Source organism: Ensifer sp. ENS10, from assembly GCF_014852025.1.
In the GTDB taxonomy this organism is placed as follows: Bacteria; Pseudomonadota; Alphaproteobacteria; order Rhizobiales; family Rhizobiaceae; genus Ensifer.
In genome coordinates this window covers 307,587-331,694 of record NZ_JACVAS010000007.1, presented here as the reverse complement: position 1 = coordinate 331,694, position 24,108 = coordinate 307,587, and the positions used below count along the sequence as shown (strand labels likewise).

The window sequence follows — 24,108 nt, the reverse complement described above, 5'->3', positions numbered from 1 at the left end:
CTGTTTTCGCCGTTTTGAAGATTTCTGATTTACGTACATCAGAAATTCCTCTAAAGGCAGAACCCGGAGGAAAACATGCGTCCGACAGTTCACGATATCGCTGCTAAAGCCGGGGTCAGTCTCGCCACCGTCGACCGGGTTTTGAACAATCGTCCCGGCGTGCGTGGTGTCACCCGCGACAAGGTCGAGCGCGCCATAACGACGCTCGGCTATGTGCGCGACGTCGCCGCCGCCAATCTCGCCAAGAGCCGTATCTACCCGCTGATCTTCATCCTGCCCGAGGGCGACAACACCTTCATGCGCGGCCTTGCGGTCGAGGTGGAGGCGGCGAAAGTGCGGTCTGCGGTCGAGCGCACCGCGATCACCGTGCTCTCCGTCCCGGCCTTCGACAGAGCGGCTCTTGCCACGGCACTGGAAAAGGCGCGGGCACTCGCCCCTGCCGGTGTCGCGGTGGTTGCGATCGATGCGCTCGAGGTCGTTGCAGCTGTCGATCGGCTGCGCGAAGACGGCATCGCTGTGGTGACGCTGGTTTCCGATCTGCCGGGATCGTCGCGTGATCACTTTGCCGGCGTCGACAACATCGCCGCCGGCCGGACCGCGGGCACCTTGATGGGGCGTTTCCTCAGCGGTCGCGAAGGACCGGTCGCGATCGTCGCCGGCTCGATGCTGGTGCGCGACCATCGTGATCGCCTCGAAGGTTTCAGCGCGGCGATGGCCGAAAGTGCGCCGGGCCGCCGGCTTCTGCCCGTCATCGAGGGCCATGACGATCCCGCCGAAGTCGAGAACCTTGTGTCGGGACTTGTCGCCGATCATGCGGATCTCGCCGGCATCTACAGTCTCGGCGCCGGCAATCGCGGCCTGATCGCGGCACTCGAAAAGGCCGGTCGTCAGGCTGATATTTGCGCCATCGCGCACGAACTGACACCGCATAGCCGTGCGGCACTCGCCTCCGGCACCTTGGACGCGCTCCTCAATCAGGATGCCGGGCATGAGGTGCGCAGCGCCATCCGCGTGCTCAAGGCTCGTGCGGATGGACTCGCGGTGATCGGGGCGCAGGAGCGCATCCGCATCGAGATTTTCCTTAGGGATAACCTGCCGGTCGAGCCGGCGTAACGATTTGGAACTGCGCGGTTCCGGACGGCAAACCGGTCTGGAATTGTTCAATGGAGGCAAGCATGTATCTCGGACTGGATCTCGGCACCTCGGGCGTCAAGGCAATGCTCATCGATGGCGACCAGCGCATCATCGGTTCTGCCTCCGGCGCGCTCGACGTCTCGCGGCCGCATCCCGGCTGGTCGGAGCAGGACCCGGCCGAGTGGGTGCGGGCGACCGAGGAGGCGATTGCCGGGCTGAAAGCGACCCACCCGGCGGAGCTTGCGGCGGTGCGCGGCATTGGCCTCTCCGGCCAGATGCACGGCGCGACACTGCTGGATGCCGACGACCGGGTGCTTCGGCCCTGCATCCTCTGGAACGACACCCGCAGTTTTCGCGAGGCGGCAGCGCTCGACGCCGACCCGCAGTTCCGGGCGATCACCGGCAACATCGTCTTTCCTGGCTTTACGGCGCCGAAGCTCGCCTGGGTGCGCGCCAACGAACCCGACATCTTCGCCAAAGTGCGCTGGGTGTTGCTGCCGAAGGATTATCTGCGCCTATGGCTGACCGGCGAACATGTGTCGGAAATGTCCGATTCCGCCGGCACCTCCTGGCTCGATACCGGCAAGCGGCGGTGGTCGGAGAGCCTGCTTGCCGCCACCGCGATGGATGAGAAGCAGATGCCCAGCCTGGTCGAAGGGACCGATCCGGCCGGAACGTTACGCCCGGAACTCGCTGGGCGCTGGGGTATCTCGGGCAATGTCGTGGTTGCCGGCGGCGCCGGTGACAATGCGGCGTCTGCCTGCGGCATGGGCACGGTCGGCGAAGGACATGCCTTCGTCTCGCTCGGCACCTCGGGGGTGCTCTTTGCCGCCAATGCGAGCTACCTGCCCAATCCGGAAAGCGCCGTACACGCCTTTTGCCATGCGCTGCCGAACACCTGGCACCAGATGGGCGTCATCCTGTCGGCGACCGATGCGCTCAACTGGTACTCGGGCATCGCCGGGCGCAGTGCTGTCGATTTGAGCGCCGAGCTTGGTGATGACCTGAAGGCGCCGACCGGCGTCACCTTCCTTCCCTATCTCTCGGGCGAGCGCACGCCGCACAACGATGCGGCGATCCGCGGCGCCTTCGTCGGGCTAGGGCATGAAAGCAGCCGCGTGGTGCTGGCCCAGGCGGTGATGGAAGGCGTGTCCTTCGCCATTCGCGATAGCCTGGAGGCCCTTCGCGCCGCCGGCACGACGCTGTCGCGGGTAACCGCGATCGGCGGCGGCTCGCGCTCACGCTACTGGCTGAAGTCGATCGCCACGGCACTCGACCTGCCGGTCGATCTGCCTGCCGACGGCGATTTCGGTGCCGCCTTCGGGGCAGCCCGCCTGGGCCTGATTGCCGCTACGGGTGCAGATCCCGTCGCCACCTGCTATGCGCCGCTCACTGCCGAAACCATCGCGCCGGAAGCGTCGCTGGTCTCAGTCTATGAGGCGAGCTACCAGCGCTACCGCGAGCTCTATCCGGCGATCAGGGGTGCGGCGTCGTGACGACGCTGCACCGCAGATCCGGTTCGGGTGCCGGCCGCTCAGCGGGCGGGGACCTTGTCGAGAAAGCCGGTGATCGTCTTCAGGCGGCCGTTCTCGATCTGGCAGACATCCGTGCCTTCGATAACCGAGGCAACGCCCTCCGGGCCGAGCGCCCAGGAAAAGCGGATCGTGTCGGCATAACCGTCCGCAGCCCCCTTCAGCGTGAAGCGGAAGCCGGGGAACTGGCCGTGGACGCCGGCGATCAGCGCATCGATGCCGGCGTGGCCGTCGCCTTGCATGATCGGGTCGCGGTAGGCGACATCGGCGGTGAACGCCTTCTCGATCAGCGCAGAGCGGGCGGCGGCGTCGGTTGTGTTCCAGGCGGCAATGTAGGCTTCGGCGATGGCGTTGAAGTCGTGCATCGAAGTGTTCCTTTCGTTTGGCGTTTCGATGCCCCAGCTATCGCCGGACGAGGGAATGAAACCAATTACCTTCCACGTAATGGCCGCGCCTATCGAACGGGCGACGCCGGCCGAAATCCATCCCATTCGCATCATCCTTGAGAGGAGCCAAACCCATGAGCACAGGATTTTTCGGCGATATCGCCAAGATCAAGTATGAAGGCCCTGATAGCGCCAACCCGCTTGCCTTCCGTCATTACAACAAGGACGAGGTTGTTCTCGGCAAGCGCATGGAAGATCACCTGCGCTTTGCCGTCGCCTACTGGCACACCTTCGTCTGGCCGGGCGGCGATCCCTTCGGCGGCCAGACCTTCGAGCGCCCCTGGTTCAAGGACACCATGGACGCGGCGAAGCTGAAGGCCGACGTCGCCTTCGAATTCTTCGACCTGCTCGGCGTGCCCTTCTACTGCTTCCATGACGCCGACGTGCGCCCGGAAGGCAGGAGCTTTGCGGAGAACACGAAGAACCTCAACGATATCGTCGATCACTTCGAGAAGAAGCAGGCCGAGACCGGCGTCAATCTGCTCTGGGGCACCGCCAACCTTTTCTCCAACCGGCGCTACATGTCGGGTGCCGCGACAAATCCGGACCCGGATGTCTTTGCCTTTGGCGCGGCAACGGTGAAGACCTGCCTCGACGCAACCAAGCGCCTCGGCGGCCAGAACTATGTGCTGTGGGGCGGGCGCGAAGGCTACGAGACGCTGCTCAACACCGACATGAAGCGCGAACTCGACCAGCTCGGCCGCTTCGTCAATCTCGTCGTCGAGTACAAGCACAAGATCGGCTTCAAGGGCGCGATCCTGATCGAGCCGAAGCCGCAGGAGCCAACAAAGCACCAGTACGACTACGACGTCGCGACCGTCTACGGCTTCCTGAAGAACTACGGTCTGGAAAACGAGGTCAAGGTCAATATCGAACAGGGCCACGCGATCCTCGCCGGCCACTCCTTCGAGCACGAGCTGGCGCTTGCCAATGCGCTTGGCATCTTCGGTTCGATCGACATGAACCGCAACGACTACCAGTCCGGCTGGGACACCGATCAGTTCCCGAACAATGTGCCGGAAATGGCGCTTGCCTATTACCAGGTTCTCGCCGGCGGCGGGTTCGTGACCGGCGGTACCAATTTCGATGCTAAGCTGCGCCGGCAGTCGATCGATCCCGAGGACCTGCTGATCGGTCACATCGGCGGCATGGATTGCTGCGCCCGTGGTCTGAAGGCGGCAGCAAAGATGATCGAGGACAAGGCGCTCTCGGCACCGCTTAATCAGCGCTATGCCGGCTGGCAGGTGCCGGAAGCCAAGAAGATGCTCGACGGCGGCTTCTCGCTGGAGGAGATCGAGGCCTGGGTGCTGAAATCGGATCTCAACCCGCAGCCGAAGTCCGGCAAGCAGGAACTGCTCGAAAACGTCGTCAACCGCTACGTCTAAGCACTCTCGCGAGTTTGCGCACGCGGCGGCCCGGTCTCTCCGGGCCGCCGGTTTGCGGCGACTGCGGGTGTCGGCGACGCAGGTGGGCTGCAATATGAAATCGATTACAAATCTCTCGGGAATCTGTGCCCTCGCCAGTTGCCCCCGGTTGAAAATCTGCTAGCTTTGGCGCCTGCAACGTTTCAGGTCCGCCAGTTGTGGCGAAAACAAGGTGCCATTGTACCTCCTTGTCGCCGACTGACCGGACAGGCCGACATCATCAATGGCCGTTTCATCGGGAGGAAAATCGGGATGAAGACCATCAAGGGGCCAGGGCTCTTTCTTGCGCAATTTGCCGGCGATGCGGCACCGTTCAATTCCTGGGACGCGATCACCAAATGGGCGGCCGATTGCGGCTACAAAGGCGTGCAGGTCCCGAGCTGGGACGCGCGGCTGATCGATCTTCAGAAGGCAGCGACCTCGAAGACCTATTGCGACGAATTCGCCGGCACGGCCCGCGACAACGGTGTCGAGGTGACCGAGCTTTCGACCCATCTGCAGGGCCAGCTCGTCGCCGTGCACCCGGCCTATGACGAGGCCTTCGACGGCTTTGCCGCACCCGAGGTGCGCGGCAATGCGAAAGCGCGGCAGGCCTGGGCGGTGGAACAGGTGAAGCTGGCGCTGACCGCCTCGAAGAACCTCGGGCTGAATGCGATGGCGAGCTTTTCCGGTGCGCTCGCCTGGCCCTTCGTGTATCCTTGGCCGCAGCGCCCGGCCGGCCTCGTCGAAACCGCGTTTGACGAACTGGCGAAGCGCTGGAAACCGATCCTCGACCATGCCGAGGAAAACGGCGTCGACATCTGCTATGAGATCCATCCGGGCGAGGACCTGCACGACGGCATCACCTACGAGATGTTTCTGGAGCGCACCGGCAACCACGCCCGCGCCTGCATGCTCTATGACCCCTCGCACTATGTGCTGCAGTGCCTCGATTATCTCGACAACATCGACATCTACAAGGACCGCATCCGGATGTTCCACGTCAAGGATGCGGAGTTCAATCCGACCGGACGCCAGGGCGTCTATGGCGGCTATCAGGGCTGGGTCAACCGGGCCGGACGGTTCCGCTCGCTCGGCGACGGCCAGGTGGATTTCGGCGCGGTGTTTTCCAGGATGGCGGCCAATGATTTCTCCGGCTGGGCCGTGGTCGAATGGGAATGCGCGCTGAAGCATCCCGAGGATGGTGCGCGCGAGGGTGCCGACTTCGTCAAGCACCACATCATCCGCGTCACCGAAAAAGCCTTCGACGATTTCGCCGGAGCGGGCACGGACGAGGCCGCCAACCGGCGCATGCTGGGGATCTGAGGTAGCGTTTGCCCCTCACCCTAACCCTCTCCCCGCTTGCAGGGAGAGGGGACGCGGACTGTGGCCGCGGTTGAACCTGCAGCGCTCTCAGAGAGAGTTGCTTGGGGCCTGGCGGGCGCATCCAGTCCCTTCTCCCCGCCTGCGGGGAGAAGGTGCCGGCAGGCGGATGAGGGGCGCTTCCCTCACCGCGCGGACGGGGGGCGAAAGCCGCGACAAACAACACAACACACGAACGGAAACAGGGGAGAATCCAAATGGCAATCGAAGGAACGAGCGAGAAGCGCGAGCGCCGCATCCGGCTCGGCATGGTGGGTGGCGGCTCCGGCGCCTTTATCGGCGCGGTGCATCGCATGGCGGCACGGCTCGACGATCACTTTGAACTGGTGGCAGGCGCCTTGTCGTCGACGCCGGAAAAGGCGGAAAGCTCGGGCCGCGAGCTCGGGCTCGACCCGTCGCGCGTCTATTCCGACTTCAAGCAGATGGCGATCCGCGAAGCCAAGCTGAAGGACGGCATCGAGGCGGTGGCGATCGTCACGCCGAACCACGTTCACTACGCCGCTGCCAAGGAGTTTCTGAAGCGCGGCATCCACGTGATCTGCGACAAGCCGCTGACCTCGACGCTTGCCGACGCCAAGAAGCTGAAGAAGGCGGCCGAGGACAGCGATGCCTTGTTCGTGCTGACGCACAACTACACCGGCTATCCGATGGTCCGCCAGGCGCGCGAGATGGTCGCCAATGGCGAGATCGGCGCGGTGCGGCTGGTGCAGATGGAATATCCGCAGGACTGGCTGACCGAAAATATCGAGCAGTCCGGCCAGAAGCAGGCGGCCTGGCGCACCGATCCGGCGCGCTCGGGCGCCGGCGGCTCGACCGGCGATATCGGCACGCACGCCTATAATCTCGGCGCCTTCGTCTCCGGTCTCGAACTGGAGGAGCTTTCGGCCGATCTCGACAGCTTCGTTCCTGGTCGTCAGCTCGACGACAATGCGCATGTGATGATGCGCTTCAAGGCGAAGGACGGTGAGCGGGCCAAGGGGCTGCTCTGGTGCAGCCAGGTCGCGCCCGGCCACGAGAACGGCCTGATGGTGCGCGTCTACGGCACCAAGGGCGGGCTCGAATGGACGCAGAAGGACCCGAACTATCTCTGGCACACGCCGTTCGGCGAGCCGAAGCGACTGCTCACCCGGGCGGGTGCCGGGGCGGGTGCTGCGGCAAACCGCGTCAGCCGGATTCCGTCCGGTCATCCGGAAGGTTACCTCGAAGGCTTTGCCAATATCTACACGGAAGCGGCGCGCGCCATCTTCGCCAAGCGCAAGGGCGAGAAGGTCGATGCCGCCGTCACCTACCCGACCATCGATGACGGCATGAAGGGCATGGTCTTCGTCGACGCTTGCGTCCAGTCATCCAAACGAAATGGTGCGTGGGTAAAGGTGTAGCGGAGCACAAGAACCGGCGAAAGGGCGGGGCATTCCCGCCCTTTTTCGCGAGTTGACATTTGCCAACACGGCTTTAGGTCGGCCGCGAAACAAAAGAAAGCAACATGGTCCCGTTTCCGGCGGGGCCGGAACAAGACGAGGCAGAGAGATGACCGATCCCAAGATCCTGGCCCAGCGCTTCCCGGGCGACTTCGTATTCGGGGTGGCGACCGCCTCCTTCCAGATCGAAGGTGCCACCAAGGCCGATGGGCGGAAGCCGTCGATCTGGGACGCGTTTTCCAACATGCCGGGCCGTGTCTTCGGGCGGCACAATGGCGATGTCGCCTGCGACCACTACAACCGGCTGGACGAGGATCTGGACCTGATCAAGAGCCTCGGCGTCGAGGCTTACCGCTTCTCGATCGCCTGGCCGCGCATCATTCCGGAAGGCACCGGCCCGATCAACGAAAAGGGGCTCGATTTCTACGACCGTCTCGTCGACGGGCTTAAGGCCCGCAACATTAGGGCATTCGCCACGCTCTACCATTGGGATCTGCCGCTGGCGCTGATGGGCGAGGGAGGCTGGACGGCGCGCACGACGGCCTACGCCTTCCAGCGTTACGCCAAGACGGTGATCGCCCGTCTCGGCGATCGTCTCGACGCGGTTGCGACCTTCAACGAGCCGTGGTGTTCGGTGTGGCTGAGCCATCTCTACGGCATCCATGCGCCGGGCGAGCGCAACATGGATGCAGCCCTTCACGCGCTGCACTTCACCAATCTGGCGCACGGGCTCGGCGTCGATGCCATCCGCTCGGAGCGGCCGAACCTGCCTGCCGGCATCGTCATCAATGCGCACTCCGTGTATCCCGGCAGCGACCGCAAGGCCGACATGGCAGCGGCCGAACGGGCCTTCGACTTCCACAATGGTGTCTTCTTCGGCCCCATCTTTAGAGGCGAATACCCCGAGAGCTTCATGAGCGCGCTCGGCCACCGCATGCCCACGATCGAAGACGGCGACATGGAGACGATCTCCCGGCCGCTCGACTGGTGGGGGCTCAACTACTACACGCCGATGCGGGTCAGCGCCGACCCGGCGAAGAGTGCGGAGTACCCGGCGACGATCAACGCCAAGGCGGTGAGCGAGACCAAGACGGATATCGGCTGGGAGGTCTACGCACCGGCGCTCGGTAGCCTGGTCAGGACGCTCAACGCGACCTACCAGCTGCCCGACTGCTACATCACCGAGAGCGGCGCCTGCTACAACATGGGTGTCGAAAACGGCATCGTCGACGACCAGCCGCGACTCGACTACATCGCCGACCATCTGTCTGTCACGGCCGACCTGATTGCCGAGGGTTACCCGATGCGCGGCTACTTCGCCTGGAGCCTGATGGACAATTTCGAATGGGCCGAAGGCTACAAGATGCGTTTCGGCATCGTCCATGTCGACTACGATACCCAGGTGCGCACCATCAAGAAGAGCGGTCACTGGTACCAGGCGCTCGCCGAAGAGTTCCCGAAGGGCAACCACGCCTGACAATTGGGCGCGTGGTTTCAGCCGACCCGCATCAAGCATAACTCCGGGACGAACGCGAAACGGTTCTCCCGGATTTGCGTTACCCCAAGATCACCACCGGACCGGCAGGACCTCGAGGCTCTGCCGGTCGAGCTGGGCCAGCACTTCCTTGAAACCGTAGCGCGGCTTCCAATCGAGCTTCTCGATTGCGGCGCTCGGGTCGTAGACCCGGTCGATCGTGGCGGGCAGCGGCCAGCCGCGATCCGCAAAAGCCTGCGACAGTTTTGGCGCGCGTTCGCGCAACAGGCTTGCGGCGTCCTCTGCCAGACGGCGGCAATCGGTCGGAAGCAGCGGCGTTTCGCCAGAGATGATGTAACGCTGGAAGAAAGGGCCGCCGTTGTCGAGTGCCGCCGCATGCGCCGCCGCAACGTCGCGCACATCGATGCCACGGTGCAAGCGATAGCTCGCGACGCGGTCGGCCGCCTCCGGGAAACAGCGCGACATGCGCAATACCCGCACATGCAGGGCACGGTCGGCGGCATTTTCAAGTAGGGCTTCGGCCGCAAGCTTGGTGTGGTGATAAATGGTGTGCGGCTTTGGCGGTGTCTCCTCGGTGATCCAGGCGCAGCCTCCGGCGGTGACCGCGTGGCCGTAAAGAGCCGTCGTGCTGGTAAAGACGATACGGCCGACACCCGTCGCCTGGGCGGCAGCGATCACCAGATGCGTGCCCATCACATTGACGCGTTCGAATTCCTGGTCGGCGAGCATGTCCACATGCGGCGCATGCAGTGCTGCCGTATGGATCACGGCATCCGCCCCCTCCATGGCCCGCTCCAGCAATTCGCCGTCGACGAGATCGCCAACTATCGCGGTCGTGCCGAAAGGCGTGCGGTCGATGCCGATGACATCATGGTCTGCGGCGAGCGCGTTATAGATCGCCCGGCCGATGCGGCCCGAGCTTCCGGTCAAGACGATGCGCATTTCTTACCTCGTAACCCTGTTCCTGCCCGTTAGCATGAAATGCGGTCGGGTGCAGTCCGTTCAAACAAGGATTTCCAAGATGGCGATCTGCGGGATGCGGCACCCAGTGCAGCAAAAGAGCATGGTTTTGCCGATCTCATTCCTATTGCGGAAAATCATGTCTGTGAAATCCAGCGGCAGTTCTCCATAAGAGCGGTAGATTATGTCGCATGCGGGCCATGCGGCGCCAAAGTTGAACTGACTGGTTTCTTGATGCTAGAGAAGTGCTCCCTGTTCCGAATGCGTTGTCGAATGTCGGCCTGACCGGACGCGCCTTCCATCCCGACTTTGCCGGGATCACGAGTTTTGAACATCCGAGAGCACCTAATGTATCCGCACATTCCGACTGCGCCTCTTTCGGGGATCTCCGAACGATGAGCGTTTCCGCCTTGAAAGCCACGTCACCGGCTGACGCAGCCGTCGTCTTCGACGGCGTTTCCAAGCATTTCCCCGCCTCCGGCCAAAGCGGCGCCTTCACCGCGCTCGACAACGTCTCGCTGACGGTCGATCGCGGTTCAATCACCGGCATTATCGGTCGTTCCGGCGCCGGCAAATCGACGCTGATCCGGCTGGTCAACGGGTTGGAGAAGCCGAGCAGCGGCAAGGTGCTGGTCGACGGCGTCGATGTCGGCGGGCTCGACGAGGCGGCGCTGCGCACGCTTCGCCGCAACGTCGGCATGATTTTCCAGCACTTCAACCTGCTCTCCTCGCGCACCGTGTTCGGCAATATCGCGCTGCCGCTCGAGATATCAGGCATGGACAAACGCGCCATTGAACAGCGCGTCCGGCCGCTGCTCGATCTCGTCGGCCTTGCCGACAAACACGGGCGTTACCCGGCCGAACTTTCCGGCGGGCAGAAGCAGCGCATCGGCATCGCCCGCGCGCTTGCGACGGAGCCGAAGCTGCTACTTTCCGACGAGGCGACCTCCGCCCTCGACCCGGAGACGACACAGTCGATCCTCGAATTGTTGAAGCGCATCAACGCCGAGCTTGGCCTGACCGTGCTGCTCATCACCCATGAGATGGAAGTGGTGAAGGCGGTGACCTCGGACGTCGCCGTCATCGACCACGGCCGCATCGTCGAGCGCGGTCATACCTTCGACGTCTTCACCCATCCGAAGCACGAGACGACGCGGGCGCTGCTTTCGGGCCTGCCGGGCTCCAAGCTTCCGGACGCGGTGGCCCGGGCGCTCAAAGCCCAGCCCGCACCTGGAGACCGTGCCGTCGTGCGGCTCACCTTCTTTGGTGCGGCGGCCGAAAGGCCGCTGATCTCACAGCTGATCAAGTCTGTCGGCGCCGAGGTCAACATCATCGCCGGAACGATCGACGAAATCGGCGGCGCGCCCTATGGCTCGCTGGTCGTCGCCTATGGCGCGGATGCCGAGACGTCCGGGCGCGCCGAACGCTTCTTTGCCGAAAACGGTCTGGTCACGGAGGTGCTCGGTTATGTCGCCTGATATTCTCCTGCGCATTGGCGGCGCCACCGTCGACACCATCTACATGGTCGCCGTCGCCGGCCTGATCGGCTCGCTGATCGGCCTGCCGATCGGCATCTTTCTCGCGACCAGCGGCAAGGGCGAACTCTTCCCGGCGCCGACGCTGAACCGCATCGTCGGGCTGATCGTCAACGCCACGCGCTCGACGCCGTTCATCATCCTGGTCGTCGCCATCATTCCCTTCACTCGGCTTCTCACAGGCACTTCGATCGGTACCAAGGCGGCGATCGTGCCCTTGACCATTGCGACGATCCCCTTCGTCGCGCGTCTGGTGGAGGCGGCGATCCGCGAGATCGACAAGGGTCTGATCGAGGCGGCGCGCGCCATGGGCGCGACCCCGATGCAGATCGTCTTCAAGGTGCTGCTGGCGGAGGCGCGGCCGGCGCTGACCTTGGCACTGACGATGACCGCCGTCAGTCTCATCGGCTATTCGGCGATGGTCGGCGCCGTCGGCGGTGGCGGGCTCGGCGACCTCGGCATTCGCTACGGCTACCAGCGCTTCATGCCCGACGTGATGCTGGTCGTCGTCATCGTGCTGATCGTGCTGGTGCAGCTCGTCCAGAGCGCCGGCGACGGCCTGGCGCGGCGCTTCGACAAGAAAAACCGCAAGACCTGATTTCCTCCCAAGACTTGAACGTGAACAAGGAGACATCCATGAAGAAGCTCATCATCGCGGCAGCGATTGCCGTTCTCACCGCCGGCACGGCGCTTGCCGAAACCATCAAGGTCGGCGTCACGCCGGGCGAACATGCCCAGATCATGGAGAAGGTGAAGGAAGTCGCGGCACCCAAGGGCCTCGACATCGAGATTCTCGAATTCTCCGACTACGTCGTTCCGAACCAGGCTCTGGCCGATGGCGATCTCAACGCCAACTCGTTCCAGCACCAGCCCTATCTCGACAACCAGATCGCCGATCGCGGCTTCGAGATCGTCAGCGTCGGCACCACGATTACCACGCCGATGGGTGTCTATTCGCAGAAGGTGAAGAGCCTCGACGAACTCCAGGACGGCGCGACGATCGCCATCCCGAACGACCCGACCAATGGCGGCCGCGCGCTGCTGGTTCTCGCCTCCAAGGGCCTGATCAAGGTCAAGGAAGAGGCCGGCCTGAAGGTCACGCCTGCCGACATCACCGAGAACCCGAAGAACATCACCTTCGCCGAGCTTGATGCCGCCCAGCTGCCGCGCTCGCTGCAGGACGTCGATGCGGCCGTCATCAACACCAACTACGCGATGGAAGCCGGCCTGCACCCGAAGAAAGACGCGATCGCGATCGAAGGCGAGAAGTCGCCCTATGCCAACGTCATCGCCGTGCGCAAGGCCGACAAGGATGCGCCGTGGGTGAAGACGCTGGTCGAATCCTACCACGACGAAAAGGTGAAGGCCTTCATCAACGACACCTTCAAGGGCGCGCTGATCCCGAGCTGGTAAGCTTCTCTATCTGATCGAAACAGCAACCGCGCGCCGCATTCCGGCGCGCGGTTTTGCTTTGATCGTGCGTTCCGCGCGGTTATCCTCCCGACGCTTCGAGGAGGAGACGACATGAGTGTGATGAAAGGCGGCTGTCTCTGCGGCGCAATCCGCTACGAGGCGAAGGGGCAACCCCTCTATTCCGGGTTCTGCCATTGCCGCGATTGCCAGCGCACCACCGGAACCGGCCATTGCTGCTACATGATCTTCGATCGCGCGAACGTGGTAATGTCAGGCACCTGCCGCGGTTACGAGACACGCGCCGAAAACGGCAATGTGTCGGTCCGCTATTTCTGCGAAACCTGCGGCAGCCAGGTCTTCGGCTCAGGCCCGCCAGGGGATCCACGCGTGTCGATCTATGCCGGCACGCTCGACGATCCCTCAGTGTTCCAGCCGACCGATGCGATATTCACCCGCAGCCGGCATGAATGGGACCGCAGCGCGTTGGCGCTGGATGAATGCGAGGCGCTGCCGGGGTAGCTGCAGCAGCAGGTTTGCCCCTCACCCTAGCCCTCTCCCCGCAGGCGGGGCGAGGGGACGTGCCCGACAGCGGCCGTCGTGCTGGAACCTTCGCTGCCGGTCGGGACCTGCTTGAAAGCGGCGGCCCAAATGCCGGAGCCTGATCTGTGATGAGACGGCGCCAGATCTCCCTTCGCCCGCTTGCGGGGAGAAGGTGCCGGCAGGCGGATGAGGGGCCTCCCTCACCGCGCGGATGAGGGGCGAAACCGCCGTTCAGCTTCCGAGGTGGCGTTCGCCGCGCTTCTTCGCAAGCTCGATCTGCTTCTGGCGCTGGCGGTAGCGTTCGCGGTCCTCGTCTGTGCGGACCTCGTAGCAATGAATGCAGGAAACGCCGTCCTCGTGGTGCGGCGAGAGGAGATCGGCCTTGGTCAGCGGCTGGCGGCAGGCATGGCAGAGCGTGTGCTCGCCTTCTTCCAGACCATGGGTAACGGAGACGCGATCGTCGAAGACGAAGCAGGCGCCCTCCCAGAGGCTCTCTTCCTGCGGCACTTCCTCGAGATACTTCAGGATGCCGCCCTTGAGGTGGTAGACCTCGTCGAAGCCCTGTTCCTTCATGAAGGCGGTCGCCTTCTCGCAGCGGATGCCGCCGGTGCAGTACATGGCGATCTTCGGCTTGTTGTGCAGGCCGGTGTGGTTGCGCACCCAGTCCGGGAACTCGCGGAAGGTCTTGGTCTGCGGATCGACCGCGCCCTTGAAGATGCCGATCGCCGTCTCGTAGTCGTTTCGCGTGTCGATGACGATCGTCTCGGGATCGGAGATCAGCGCGTTCCAGTCTTTCGCATCGACGTAGGTACCAACGATCTTGTTGGGGTCGATGTTCTCGACACCCATGGTGACGATTTCCTTTTTCAGCCGCACCTTCATGCGCAGAAACGGCATCGAGGACGCGCGGCTTTCCTTGTGCTCCAATGCGACAAGCTCCGGCTGCGCGCGCAGGAAGGCAAGCACCGTGGCGATGCCGGCATCCGTGCCGGCGATCGTGCCGTTGATGCCCTCATGGGCGATGAGCAATGTGCCCTTGACGCCGTTCTCGTCGCAGACGGCCTGCAGCGGTTCGCGGAATTCGGCGAAGCGCGGGAAGCTTGCGAAATGATAGAGCGCGGCGACCAGAAACTGGCCGTGGGTCTCACCATGGGTCTCAGGGCGCGGGGTGGTGGAAATGTCGGTCATGGCCGGTGCAAATACAGCTTTCGCGCCGCAAGCGCAATCGTGGCGGGCGAGAGGGGGCACTCTGTCGCTGCAGGTCACGATGAAACGAGTTGAATGAACCGGCGGGAAACCGCAGGCGGGATCGCATCGCGTCTTGGTTCCGCATCATGTTCAAGAAACAATTGGATGCTAATATGCAACTCAAAAGGGTGGAGGCGCGATTTAGGAATTGCGCGAGCGCCGCTGCTGTTTGCGAGATCAATGCGCGAGAGAGCGGGACCGCCAGCTGGGAGGAGACGCAGATCACTTGGGGCCCTGAGCCATGCAAACCTAAGGTGCGTAACAATGAAGACTCCTGCGCCAGGGTACACGCAGGCAGATCCCCCGATCCTATCCGAATGCCGCTGGCATGGACCTGAGCGCCGTCCTTAGCACGCTCTATGTGTGGTTAGCCGAGGACTTTCGCTTGGTCCGTCTGCTTTTCTCGGTCGTCGGCGTGGGACTTGCGTTGGATATCGCATGGAAGCTGCGGCGTGACGCGCTGCTTCGGCGTCGTGGAACATCGACCAAGGGACGGATCGTCCAAGTGTCGAGTGGGGAGGACTACGACACCGCCATCATTCGGTTCACAGACGGGGCGGGACGCACACACGAATTCGACTCCGAGCTTCCTCATTCAGGCGAGCCCGTCGGGACAAGCGTCGACGTACGCTATGACCCTCAGACCCCAGGGCGTGCCCATCTCGCCGGCAGACCCCTAAGGCGCATGTTGCTGTACGTGGTGTCTCTGATCGTCGCCGCGGGTTTTGTCTTCCTGGCGGTGGTGCTCGACGGCCGAATACAGCGGGGAGCCCCAGCTAGCGCGCGGCGTCGAGCCAGAGCAGACGGATCGTCCGGCTCTCTTCGTCGGGCTGCTCCTGGAAGACCGTTGCTGCCAGTGTCAACGCGTCGTCTCGCAAGGTTTCCTGCCGGGCAATGACGGCGGCGATGAGATGGGCCTGGTCCTGGCTGTTGCCGGCCAGCGCCGGATCTTCGTTAATCAACTGGATCATGACGGAGAGATCGTTGAGGTGGCCGAGCGTGTCGACCAGCATCTTGGCCTCGCTGCGCTTGGCCTGGATAGCAGACGGCCAGGTGTCGCGCATAAGTCCCAGATGCATGCGGTAGTCCTGCGCCCGCTTGCGCAACTCGTGGAAGGCGCCGGCATCGGTGCTCGAGCCGCAGGCTTCCTTGGCGCGGGCGGCGCGCTTGAGCGTCTGCTGCCAGCCTTTCGTCAGTCGGGCGGCGGTTCTACGGCGACGATCGTCAAAAGAGACATGGGCCAGTGCTTGCAGGGCGTGTTCACAAGTGACGATGGTTGCGGCAACGCGGTCCTCGATGTCGGTCTCGCAGGCAGCGATGCGGTCGCGACGTTTCTCCAGCCGCTTGCAAATGTGGGTGAGAGCCTTCTCCTGTTCGACGCTGGCAGCCGATGCCCTCAGGTATTGAGCGTTTTCCACCAGCGCTGCCGCATCGCGGACGGTTGAGAGATTGCGGGCCATGTCGCGTATGCGCGCGTTTTCGTGCTTCTGGAATTGCGGCGCGTCGGCGGCGACGAGCCGATAGAGCGAACGCAGACGCTTGAAGTTCTTGCGGGCCTCATGGATGGCTTCGTGGAGGCCATCAGGGCGGTCTTCGAGGGTCATGACCGCCTGCGTGAATTGCTCGGCGGCAATGGCGCGGAAATCGTCGGTGAACGGCCGTCCGGGCCGGAAGGCGTAGGTCATGATTGGGGTTCCATCAGCCCCTCTGTGGCAAGCGCCTGGTTGGAATAACGGCGGTCGCCGGTGACTTCGCGGCCGATCCAATTGGGCAGCGCCGGCAAGTCGGTCTCGCGCTTCATCTCCACTTCGGCGACGACCAGGCCCTTGAGCGCGCCTTCGTAGACATCCACTTCCCAGATGAAGCCCTTGTACGGGATGCGATATCGTCGTTTCTCAATGACGATGCCGACCGCCTGCGTCAGCATCTCACGGGCGTCGTCCATAGGTACATCGTATTCATATTCGTTTCTGACCAGCGCCGACTTGCCGATCTTGATGGTGAGGCGCGCCCACTTGTTGCCGTGGATGCGCACGCGCAGCGAGCGGTCGTCCATGGTGACGACATAGGCTTGCCTGAGGTCGATGCCCTTGTCCGCATGCTCTCGCCACCCGTCGGACGCGACCAGAAACTTGCGTTCTATTTCCTTCGCCATGGATAATCCGCCATTTCGATAGGCTCGCCGTCATCAAACTATCGCTTTCGTGCGAAGGCTCAAGTCATCTCTTTGTTGTAGGTAATATTTTATCTTCAGCTTACATGAGAATGCCGCACACTTGCGCCCTTAGGTCTCGACAACCGGTGGCCGGCGGAGTATGCGGAGGGCATATTCAATCGTTTTAAAAAGGACGATCGGCATGAGCGCGAAAACCGACAGGCTTCTTTCCATCCTCAAATTGCAGCCGGTCGTTCCGGTCCTCGTGATCGACGACGTCGCGACCGCCGTGCCGCTGGCGCGCGCTCTGGTTGCCGGCGGGTTGAGGGCGATCGAGATCACGCTGCGCACGCCGGCAGCGCTCGAAGCGATCAGCGCGGTTGCCAACGAAGTGGAAGGTGCTGTTGCCGGCGCCGGCACGATCCTCAATGCCGCGCAATTCGAAGCGGCGGTCGAAGCCGGCTCCAAGTTCATCGTCAGCCCCGGCACGACGCAGGAACTGATCGATGTCGCGAACGACCACGACGTGCCACTGCTGCCGGGTGCCGCGACGGCGAGCGAAGTCATGGGCCTGCGTGAAGAAGGCTACGACGTCATGAAGTTCTTCCCGGCGGAACAGGCCGGTGGTGCCGCCTATCTCAAGTCGCTGTCTTCGCCGCTGGCCGGCACGATGTTCTGCCCGACCGGCGGGATCTCGCTTTCCAACGCGCGCGACTATCTGACGCTTCCGAACGTCGTCTGCGTTGGCGGCTCCTGGGTTGCACCGAAGGATCTGGTCGCCAAGGGCGATTGGGCCGGAATCACCAAGCTTGCGGCCGAAGCCTTCGCCCTCAAGGGCTGAGCGGGAAGCACTGCGTTCTACATTTGCAGGCCGGGCGAAAGCCCGGCCTTTTTCGTTGGTCGCGGTGTTCTTCGTCACACGCGCCTGGCGCGAATTTGTATTTCCCCTGCAACGTTCCTATGTCTCAATCCATTCGACGGCGCGAGCGCGGGCGGCGCTCCGTTTCGGTTGACCTTAACCGCCCGGAACCGACAAGGAGCGAAACCCGATGTTCGACGCGAAGAAATTGCTGGATCAGTTTCTGGGATCGCAGGTGCCCGGTGCCGGCGGCACGGTGCGCGATCGCGCGACCCAGGCGACGCAGCTTGCCAAGGACAATCCGCTGGCGACGGGCGCCATCGCCGCGGTCCTGCTCGGCACCAAGTCGGGTCGCCAGCTGGCCGGCAATGCCGCCGTGCTCGGCGGCCTCGCGGCCATCGCGGGTCTCGGTTACCAGGCCTACAAAAACTATCAGGCCGGCAACACGCCGGGAGGCGCAACCGTTGCCAAGGGGGAACCGGAACTCCTGCCGCCGCCGGCCGATTCCGGCTTCCCTTCTGCGCCGGAGGCCGTCAGCCACGATTTCGCGCTGACCCTGGTGCGGGCGATGATCGCGGCCTCGCGCGCTGACGGGCACATCGACGAGGCCGAGCGTCAGCACATCATGGACAAACTGTCGGTCTCCGGCCTTTCGGCCGATGCCGCCGCCTTCCTCGACAACGAGCTTGCCAACCCTGTCGATATCGACGCGATCGTCGGTGCGGCCAAGACGGAAGAAGAGCGCGTCGAGGTCTATACCGCATCGCGCCTGACGATCGAGCCGGAGACGCGTGCGGAGCGTGGCTATCTCGACCTCCTGGCCGGCCGCCTCGGCCTTCCGGATGCGCTGGTCGATCACATCGAGGCGACCGTATCGGCCGCCAAGGTGCCGGCTACGGCCTAGCATTCTGGGCTGTCCCGCATGGGTGCATCACCAGTTTGAACAGGGTTCATAACCAGTTTGAACAGAGTTCATAACCAGTTTGAATTTGTATCGGTCGCCACTCTGGCCTATTGCGAAGTGCAAGGGGTAACGGAGGAGCGGCCGATGCGTGATCTCAAGAACTGGAAAGGATGCCCGGCGCCGAAGGGCGTCGCGCTCGAAGGGCGCTTTGTCAAGCTCGAGCCCTATGAGCGTGACCGGCATATTCAGGACCTCTGGGACGGTCTCGGCGGCATGGCGATCAATCCGCTGCTCAAGTATTTCACGCAGCCGGATTTCAGGGATATCGAGGGTTTCGACGCCTGGCTGACGGCGGCGCAGGAGAAATCCGGCTGGGTCACCGAAGTGTTTCGCGACAAGGCGACGGGTATCGTCGTCGGCATGGCCAACTACATGCGCGCCGACCCCGCCAACGGCGTCGTTGAAGTCGGCTCTGTCGCCCATGGCGCGCCCATGGCCCGCTCACCGCTCTCGACCGAAGTCCATTACCTGATGGCGAAGCACGTCTTCGAGGATCTCGGCTATCGCCGTTACGAATGGAAATGCCACAGCGAGAACATGGCAAGCCGCAACACGGCGGCGCGCCTCGGCTTTACGTTCGAGGGCATCTTCCGCCAGCACATGATCTCCAAGGGCGAAAACCGCGACACGGCCTGGTTCTCGATGATCGACAGCGAATGGCCGCTGCTCAATGCCGCATTCGAAACCTGGCTCGCAGCTGATAATTTCGATGAGGATGGTCGCCAGAAGCGGCGGCTTGAAGATATACGTGCGGACTTGGAGCGGAAGGCGTCCAAGTAGGCGCCTGACGCTCGGTCGCATCAGACAACAGCAGGGAAGTCATGCAGAACAAGGAAAAGTCACCGGCGATCGCCGCTGCGATCATTCTCGTCGTCGCCGGCCTCGGCTTCTTCGTGCTGCCGTCGATCATGCTGAAGCTTGGCGACATCTCGCCCTGGCTTGCCGCTGCCTTCGGCGTGATCTTCGTGCTCGGCTTCTACCTGCTGTTCTGGTTGAGAGCCCGCTACCAGCGCAAGCGCGGGCTTTGACGATCGCTTCTGCTTAAGCCGCAGAGCGTCAGCTCTGCAGTGCCGCGCCGAGAAGAACCAATCCAAGCAACAGAACCAAGGCTGCACCGGCGATCTCGATGCCGTTCGAGATCCGGGCTGCGGCAGAGCTGCTTGAGGCGTAGCGCAGCGCAACGCCCTTGGCCGTGACGGCCATGGTCGCGAGGATCGAGACGGTGATCGCGGTGCCGATCGACATGGCGAAGACCGAGAGCACGCCGCCGAGATAGAGCCCGTTCAGGAGCGCGAACGACAGCACGATCAGCGCGCCGGAGCAGGGCCGCAGCCCGACGGCGATAACGGCCGACCAGGCTTCCCGGAGCGCAAAACGATCGCCCTTCAGCATCGACGGATCGGGGGCGTGCGCATGCCCGCAGCTCGCGCAGACTTCGCCAGGGCCATGGCTGTGCCCATGGTGACCGCCGTGTTCGTGATGATGGTGATCGTGGTGATGATGGTCGTGATCGTGCGCGAGATGGATATGCCCGCCGCCGGCGATTGAGGCCACGGCGACCGGACGCAGCATCGACCGCAGCTTGCGCAGAAGCAGCCATCCGCCGAAAGCGGCAATGAGCGCGTAGCTGGCGATTTCCAGCCACCGCGTCGCCGTGGTCATGTTGATCGACGAACCGCGCAGCAGCAGATAGACGGCGCCGATCAAAAGGATCGCGACGATCCCCTGCAGGATCGAGGAAAGGAACGACAGCATTACGCCGCGCTTCAGCTCGGTCTCGTTGGCGATCATGTAGGAGGAGATCACCGCCTTGCCGTGGCCGGGGCCGGCGGCATGAAGGACACCATAGGTGAAGGAGAGCCCGACCAGCGACCAGAGCTGCCAGGGGTTTTCCCGCATGCCCTTCAACGCGTTGGTCATCAACCGGTAGAAGCCCTGCTGCTCCATATTCACCCAGGCGAAGAAACCGCCGAGGAAACCGGTCGTTTTGAATGCAGGCTCGGCCGTGCCGATGCCGAGCGGCGACTGGGCCGCCGCAAGCGTTGCGGACAGCGCCGTGACGATGAGCGCTGCCGTGACCAGACGTCCGATCCTGCGGGTGTTCAGCATGTGATCTCTATCCTGGTTGCAAAGAGCTTCGACATGTCCGTGCCGGTCGGATCACTCCAAAAGGCATCGGTCAGCGTGTCCTTGTTCTCGGCGAGAACCTCGTCGGGATCAGGGCGGACGACCTTGTGTTCGCAGGCGTTGATCTTGTCGCCGACGACGGTCAGGTCGTTGTCGGTCGCGAAATCCATCGCGGTATACATGGTCGGATCATAGACGCCGAAGGAAAGTTTGCCCTTGAGCGGCATCGGCTCGGCCGGCTTGACGGCGAACATCATCATGAGCTGCCCGTCCTTGTAGTCGACGGTGATGCTGTCCGGCTTGTTGACCTTGATGGTTTTGCCGTTGTCGAGGATCGTCGTGTAGTAATTGTACTCAGACAGCGACTCCAGCACGGTCTGGCCGACTTCCGCCAGTTCGTCCGGATCGAGCATCGCATTCGAGTTCTTGTCGAAATCGAGCACCACGCTCGACGAAAACAGCTCGTCGAAACGCCAGACGTTTCGCAGTTCACTGACTTCGGCCTTGTCGTCGGAGACCACCTCGAGGCGCGCTTCCGCGAAGATGTGCGGATGGGTAAGGGCCAGCGACGGCGCAAGCAGGGTGGCAAGGCCGGCCATGATGAGGCGTTTGGTTCTCATGAAACGGCAATCCTTTCGGCGGGGCGATCTCCCGCGATTCGTTTCCGGGAATGTACCGGAAATGGGACGGAATTGGGACTTGGCCGATCACATGCGCCGGCGGCAGCTTCGGTGGTGCAGAGGCGGTCAGCGTGGCTTGCGGAACCAGGCATGCAGGAAATCGACCAGCGTCCTGACCTTGGCCGGCAAATAGCGGCGATGCGGATAGATCGCATAGATGCCGCGGTCGCGCGGCAGGAAATCGTCAAACATCGTCACGAGTTCGCCCGCCGCGATCTTCGGCCGGGCAATGAAATCGGGAATGACCGCGACGCCCATGCCGGAGACGGCGGCCCTCAGAGCGGCAAGCGGACTGTTGACCTCGATCGGGCCGCTGACCGGAACGGTGAAGGCCGAGCCGTCGGGCTCGACGAAGCGCCAGTTGGAATAGGAGCGGCCATTGGTGTCGAGAATACAGGGGAGCTTGGAAAGATCGGTCGGGTGTTCGATCGGGCCGGATTTCTCAAGAAACTCCGGCGCGGCGCAGATCAGCACCTGGAAATCGTCGAGCTTGCGGGCGATAAGCGTGGAATCCTCCAGTCGCGTTATGCGGATGGCAGCGTCGAAGCCTTCCTCGACGAGATCGACGAAGCGGTCGTCCGAGACGATCTCCAGCGAGAGCTCAGGATGCTGCTTGCCGAAGTCGATGAGCGACTGGCCGATCTCGGCATCGACGAAAGTGCGCGGCGCCGTGATGCGCAGCCGTCCCTTCAGGTCGGAGTTGTTGGCGCGCACGAGATCGGCAAGGTTGTCGATCTCCTTCAGGATTTCCGAGGCGGTGCGGTAGTAGGTATGGCCGGCTTCGGTCAGCGAGAATTGCCGGGTGGTGCGGTTGAGCAGCAGCGCGCCGAGCTCGTCCTCGAGTTCGCGCACATATTTCGAAAGTAGCGCCTTCGACTTGCCGACGCGCCTGGCGGCGGCCGAGAACCCCTCGGCGTCCACGACGTCGATGAAGGCGCGGATGCGGGTGAGTGTGTCCATGGCAATCTTTCTTTCGTGCTCTCAATCGCGTTGCGCCGATTCGATGCGAACGCCTCTTTTCGCGCCGAGGATGCCGACGGCAGATTGTCCGTCGCTTGCGCCTGATGCACCGGTTTCGGCGGATACCGGCGCATGCTGAAAATAATGACCCTTTTCAATAATTTACAGCAGTGATCGATCCGGCGCAGTTCGTTCAATGTTTGTGAACACCGCCAGTTTTGCCTGCTTGGAAAAAAATTCAACTGCCAGTGCGAAAAAACTCTTGATTGCGACAGGCTTTTTTCTTACCTACGCCCTTGCCCAAAGTCGCACGTGCCTGTGGGTGTCCGCCGACCCTCGATTAGGTGAGGGTATCGGTAAGGTACCTGGAACTAACCCCTCCAGTCGCTATTCCGGCCAACCGGGAAATGCGAGGACATCTTGAAGCAACGACGGTGCGGGCCTTTCTGGTGTCTGCCGGCTTTCCAACAGCCGGGGTTACTGAAGAGGCACACCTTCATTGCCGGAAGTGCGGTTGGGTTATCCCCTCCAATCCATGGCAGACAAAGCCGAATTGAAGCCTAGGCGGGCTTTGATTCACCGTTCGCGCATCGAGCGCATGCATGGTTCCGGGGTCTCCACCGGCTGGTTCCAGCGCATGTGCGCGTATGCCCTTTGTCCTCCGCGAAAGCGGAGCATTTTGGATCAGGGGAATATGGCCATGACCACGGCACGCATCATCGACTTCATCAACACCCGACGACCCGAAGGCCCATGCCTCGTTGTCGACCTCGACGTCGTGCGCGACAACTTCAAGGCCTTCCGCCACGCGCTGCCCGACAGCTCGATCTATTACGCCGTCAAGGCCAACCCGGCGCCGGAAATCCTGCGCCTTCTCGCCGGTCTCGGCTCCTCCTTCGATTGCGCGTCCGTCGCTGAAATCGAAATGGCGCTCGATGCCGGTGCGACCCCGAGCCGCATTTCCTATGGCAACACCATCAAGAAGGAGCGCGACATTGCCCGCGCCCATGCGCTTGGAATCAACTTGTTTGCGGTCGACAGCCACGAGGAAGTCGAGAAGGTCGCCCGTGCGGCCCCCGGCGCCCGCGTGTTCTGCCGCGTGCTGACCGATGGCGAAGGTGCCGAATGGCCGCTGTCGCGCAAGTTCGGCTGCGTCCCGCAGATGGCCGTCGACGTGCTCGTCTACGCCCATCAGCACGGCCTCGTCTCCTACGGCGTCTCGTTCCATGTCGGTTCGCAGATGACGAAGCTCGATGCCTGGGATGCGGCTCTCTCGGATGCCAAGCGCGTCTTCGTGCAGCTGGCCAAGCGCGGCATCGAGCTGAAGATGGTCAACATGGGTGGTGGCTTCCCGACGAAGTACCTGAAGGACGTCCCGACGGCGGAAGCCTACGGCCAGGCGATCTTCGGTGCGCTGAAGAAGCACTTCGGCAACAACATCCCGGAGACCATCATCGAGCCGGGTCGCGGCATGGTCGGCAACGCCGGCGTGATCAAGGCGGAAGTCGTTCTCGTGTCGAAAAAGTCGGACAACGACGCCCATCGCTGGGTGTTCCTCGACATCGGCAAGTTCGGCGGTCTAGCCGAAACCATGGACGAGGCGATCCGCTACCCGATCCGCACGGCGCGCGATGCCGACGAAATGGAGCCTTGCGTTCTCGCCGGCCCGACCTGCGATTCGGCCGACGTGCTCTATGAGAAGAACATGTACCCGCTGCCGATCACGCTTTCGATCGGTGACGAGGTTCTGATCGAGGGCACCGGCGCCTACACGACGACCTACTCGGCCGTCGCCTTCAACGGCTTCGAGCCGCTGAAGGCCTACGTGATCTGATCCGGTTTGCTCCCGTCTTCGG

Annotated in this window: 23 protein-coding genes and 1 pseudogene; 16 read left to right on the top strand and 8 right to left on the bottom strand. The window is 63.0% G+C overall.

Features of this window, described 5'->3' with window-relative positions; genetic code table 11:
• Positions 1–75 precede the first annotated feature (75 nt).
• On the top strand, positions 76–1,113 hold the full coding sequence (locus tag IB265_RS24005; RefSeq protein ID WP_057254547.1) for a LacI family DNA-binding transcriptional regulator: 1,038 nt from the start codon (positions 76–78) through the stop codon (positions 1,111–1,113).
• 62 nt (positions 1,114–1,175) lie between these two features.
• Positions 1,176–2,630 carry a xylulokinase gene (gene xylB, locus IB265_RS24000; protein ID WP_057254548.1) on the top strand — a complete coding sequence of 485 codons (1,455 nt, stop codon included), beginning with the start codon at positions 1,176–1,178 and terminating at the stop codon, positions 2,628–2,630.
• A 38-nt stretch (positions 2,631–2,668) separates the two neighbouring features.
• On the opposite strand, the gene IB265_RS23995 is transcribed toward xylB, so the two are convergent.
• The gene (locus tag IB265_RS23995; RefSeq protein WP_375293082.1) at positions 2,669–3,157 is read right to left on the bottom strand and encodes a nuclear transport factor 2 family protein; all 489 of its coding nucleotides are present in this window, start codon (positions 3,155–3,157) and stop codon (positions 2,669–2,671) included.
• Between the two features lie 29 nt (positions 3,158–3,186).
• On the opposite strand from IB265_RS23995, the gene xylA reads away from it, so the two are divergent.
• The 4 genes from xylA to IB265_RS23975 all read left to right on the top strand — a co-directional run bounded on the left by xylA (position 3,187) and on the right by IB265_RS23975 (position 8,793).
• Positions 3,187–4,497, top strand: a complete 1,311-nt coding sequence (gene xylA, locus IB265_RS23990; protein ID WP_057254549.1) for a xylose isomerase — start codon at positions 3,187–3,189, stop codon at positions 4,495–4,497.
• 291 nt (positions 4,498–4,788) lie between these two features.
• A complete protein-coding gene (locus tag IB265_RS23985) occupies positions 4,789–5,841 on the top strand; it encodes a sugar phosphate isomerase/epimerase (protein WP_058325281.1) in 1,053 nt (350 codons plus the stop codon).
• Between the two features lie 254 nt (positions 5,842–6,095).
• Positions 6,096–7,277 carry a Gfo/Idh/MocA family protein gene (locus IB265_RS23980; RefSeq protein ID WP_057254551.1) on the top strand — a complete coding sequence of 394 codons (1,182 nt, stop codon included), beginning with the start codon at positions 6,096–6,098 and terminating at the stop codon, positions 7,275–7,277.
• 148 nt (positions 7,278–7,425) lie between these two features.
• Entirely contained in the window at positions 7,426–8,793 is a 1,368-nt protein-coding gene (locus IB265_RS23975) for a GH1 family beta-glucosidase (protein WP_057254552.1), read from the top strand.
• A 90-nt stretch (positions 8,794–8,883) separates the two neighbouring features.
• Here IB265_RS23975 and IB265_RS23970 read toward each other — a convergent pair whose 3' ends face one another.
• Positions 8,884–9,753 carry an NAD(P)-dependent oxidoreductase gene (locus IB265_RS23970; RefSeq protein ID WP_057254553.1) on the bottom strand — a complete coding sequence of 290 codons (870 nt, stop codon included), beginning with the start codon at positions 9,751–9,753 and terminating at the stop codon, positions 8,884–8,886.
• A 413-nt stretch (positions 9,754–10,166) separates the two neighbouring features.
• Between IB265_RS23970 and IB265_RS23965 the strand changes: the two genes are divergently transcribed.
• The 4 genes from IB265_RS23965 to IB265_RS23950 all read left to right on the top strand — a co-directional run bounded on the left by IB265_RS23965 (position 10,167) and on the right by IB265_RS23950 (position 13,238).
• Positions 10,167–11,249, top strand: a complete 1,083-nt coding sequence (locus IB265_RS23965; protein ID WP_057254554.1) for a methionine ABC transporter ATP-binding protein — start codon at positions 10,167–10,169, stop codon at positions 11,247–11,249.
• Positions 11,239–11,904, top strand: coding sequence for a methionine ABC transporter permease (locus IB265_RS23960; protein WP_057254555.1), 666 nt, complete (start codon positions 11,239–11,241; stop codon positions 11,902–11,904). Before IB265_RS23965 ends, IB265_RS23960 begins: the two co-directional genes overlap by 11 nt.
• A gap of 38 nt (positions 11,905–11,942) precedes the next feature.
• On the top strand, positions 11,943–12,719 hold the full coding sequence (locus IB265_RS23955) for a MetQ/NlpA family ABC transporter substrate-binding protein (protein ID WP_057254556.1): 777 nt from the start codon (positions 11,943–11,945) through the stop codon (positions 12,717–12,719).
• Between the two features lie 111 nt (positions 12,720–12,830).
• On the top strand, positions 12,831–13,238 hold the full coding sequence (locus IB265_RS23950; protein WP_244495715.1) for a GFA family protein: 408 nt from the start codon (positions 12,831–12,833) through the stop codon (positions 13,236–13,238).
• Positions 13,239–13,490: 252 nt separating this feature from the next.
• On the opposite strand, the gene IB265_RS23945 is transcribed toward IB265_RS23950, so the two are convergent.
• Positions 13,491–14,447, bottom strand: a complete 957-nt coding sequence (locus tag IB265_RS23945; protein ID WP_057254557.1) for a rhodanese-related sulfurtransferase — start codon at positions 14,445–14,447, stop codon at positions 13,491–13,493.
• A gap of 388 nt (positions 14,448–14,835) precedes the next feature.
• Here IB265_RS23945 and IB265_RS37810 point away from each other — a divergent pair.
• Positions 14,836–15,243: pseudogene (locus IB265_RS37810) on the top strand (DUF3592 domain-containing protein); the annotation flags it as partial.
• A gap of 40 nt (positions 15,244–15,283) precedes the next feature.
• On the opposite strand, the gene IB265_RS23940 reads toward IB265_RS37810, so the two are convergent.
• Both IB265_RS23940 and IB265_RS23935 read right to left on the bottom strand, forming a co-directional pair.
• Entirely contained in the window at positions 15,284–16,192 is a 909-nt protein-coding gene (locus IB265_RS23940; protein ID WP_057254558.1) for a CHAD domain-containing protein, read from the bottom strand.
• On the bottom strand, positions 16,189–16,662 hold the full coding sequence (locus IB265_RS23935) for a CYTH domain-containing protein (RefSeq protein WP_057254559.1): 474 nt from the start codon (positions 16,660–16,662) through the stop codon (positions 16,189–16,191). Before IB265_RS23935 ends, IB265_RS23940 begins: the two co-directional genes overlap by 4 nt.
• Before the next feature lie 202 nt (positions 16,663–16,864).
• Between IB265_RS23935 and IB265_RS23930 the strand changes: the two genes are divergently transcribed.
• The 4 genes from IB265_RS23930 (at position 16,865) to IB265_RS23915 (ending at position 19,513) form a co-directional block, all read left to right on the top strand.
• Positions 16,865–17,503, top strand: coding sequence for a 2-dehydro-3-deoxy-phosphogluconate aldolase (locus IB265_RS23930; protein WP_057254560.1), 639 nt, complete (start codon positions 16,865–16,867; stop codon positions 17,501–17,503).
• 208 nt (positions 17,504–17,711) lie between these two features.
• Positions 17,712–18,425 (top strand): tellurite resistance TerB family protein, encoded by a 714-nt coding sequence (locus tag IB265_RS23925; RefSeq protein WP_093233561.1) that lies wholly within the window; start codon positions 17,712–17,714, stop codon positions 18,423–18,425.
• Positions 18,426–18,569: 144 nt separating this feature from the next.
• On the top strand, positions 18,570–19,265 hold the full coding sequence (locus IB265_RS23920; RefSeq protein WP_057254562.1) for a GNAT family N-acetyltransferase: 696 nt from the start codon (positions 18,570–18,572) through the stop codon (positions 19,263–19,265).
• Between the two features lie 41 nt (positions 19,266–19,306).
• Positions 19,307–19,513, top strand: a complete 207-nt coding sequence (locus tag IB265_RS23915; RefSeq protein WP_192495204.1) for a hypothetical protein — start codon at positions 19,307–19,309, stop codon at positions 19,511–19,513.
• A 28-nt stretch (positions 19,514–19,541) separates the two neighbouring features.
• Here IB265_RS23915 and IB265_RS23910 read toward each other — a convergent pair whose 3' ends face one another.
• The 3 genes from IB265_RS23910 to IB265_RS23900 form a co-directional block, all read right to left on the bottom strand.
• On the bottom strand, positions 19,542–20,594 hold the full coding sequence (locus tag IB265_RS23910) for a nickel/cobalt transporter (protein ID WP_057254563.1): 1,053 nt from the start codon (positions 20,592–20,594) through the stop codon (positions 19,542–19,544).
• Positions 20,588–21,232 (bottom strand): DUF1007 family protein, encoded by a 645-nt coding sequence (locus IB265_RS23905; protein ID WP_057254564.1) that lies wholly within the window; start codon positions 21,230–21,232, stop codon positions 20,588–20,590. The genes IB265_RS23910 and IB265_RS23905 overlap by 7 nt, the downstream gene beginning before the upstream one ends.
• Before the next feature lie 126 nt (positions 21,233–21,358).
• Positions 21,359–22,252, bottom strand: coding sequence for a LysR family transcriptional regulator (locus IB265_RS23900; RefSeq protein WP_057254565.1), 894 nt, complete (start codon positions 22,250–22,252; stop codon positions 21,359–21,361).
• A 694-nt stretch (positions 22,253–22,946) separates the two neighbouring features.
• Between IB265_RS23900 and odc2 the strand changes: the two genes are divergently transcribed.
• Complete coding sequence (odc2, locus tag IB265_RS23895; protein ID WP_218373492.1) at positions 22,947–24,086, top strand: ornithine/lysine decarboxylase; 1,140 nt, start codon at positions 22,947–22,949, stop codon at positions 24,084–24,086.
• Positions 24,087–24,108: the final 22 nt, after the last annotated feature.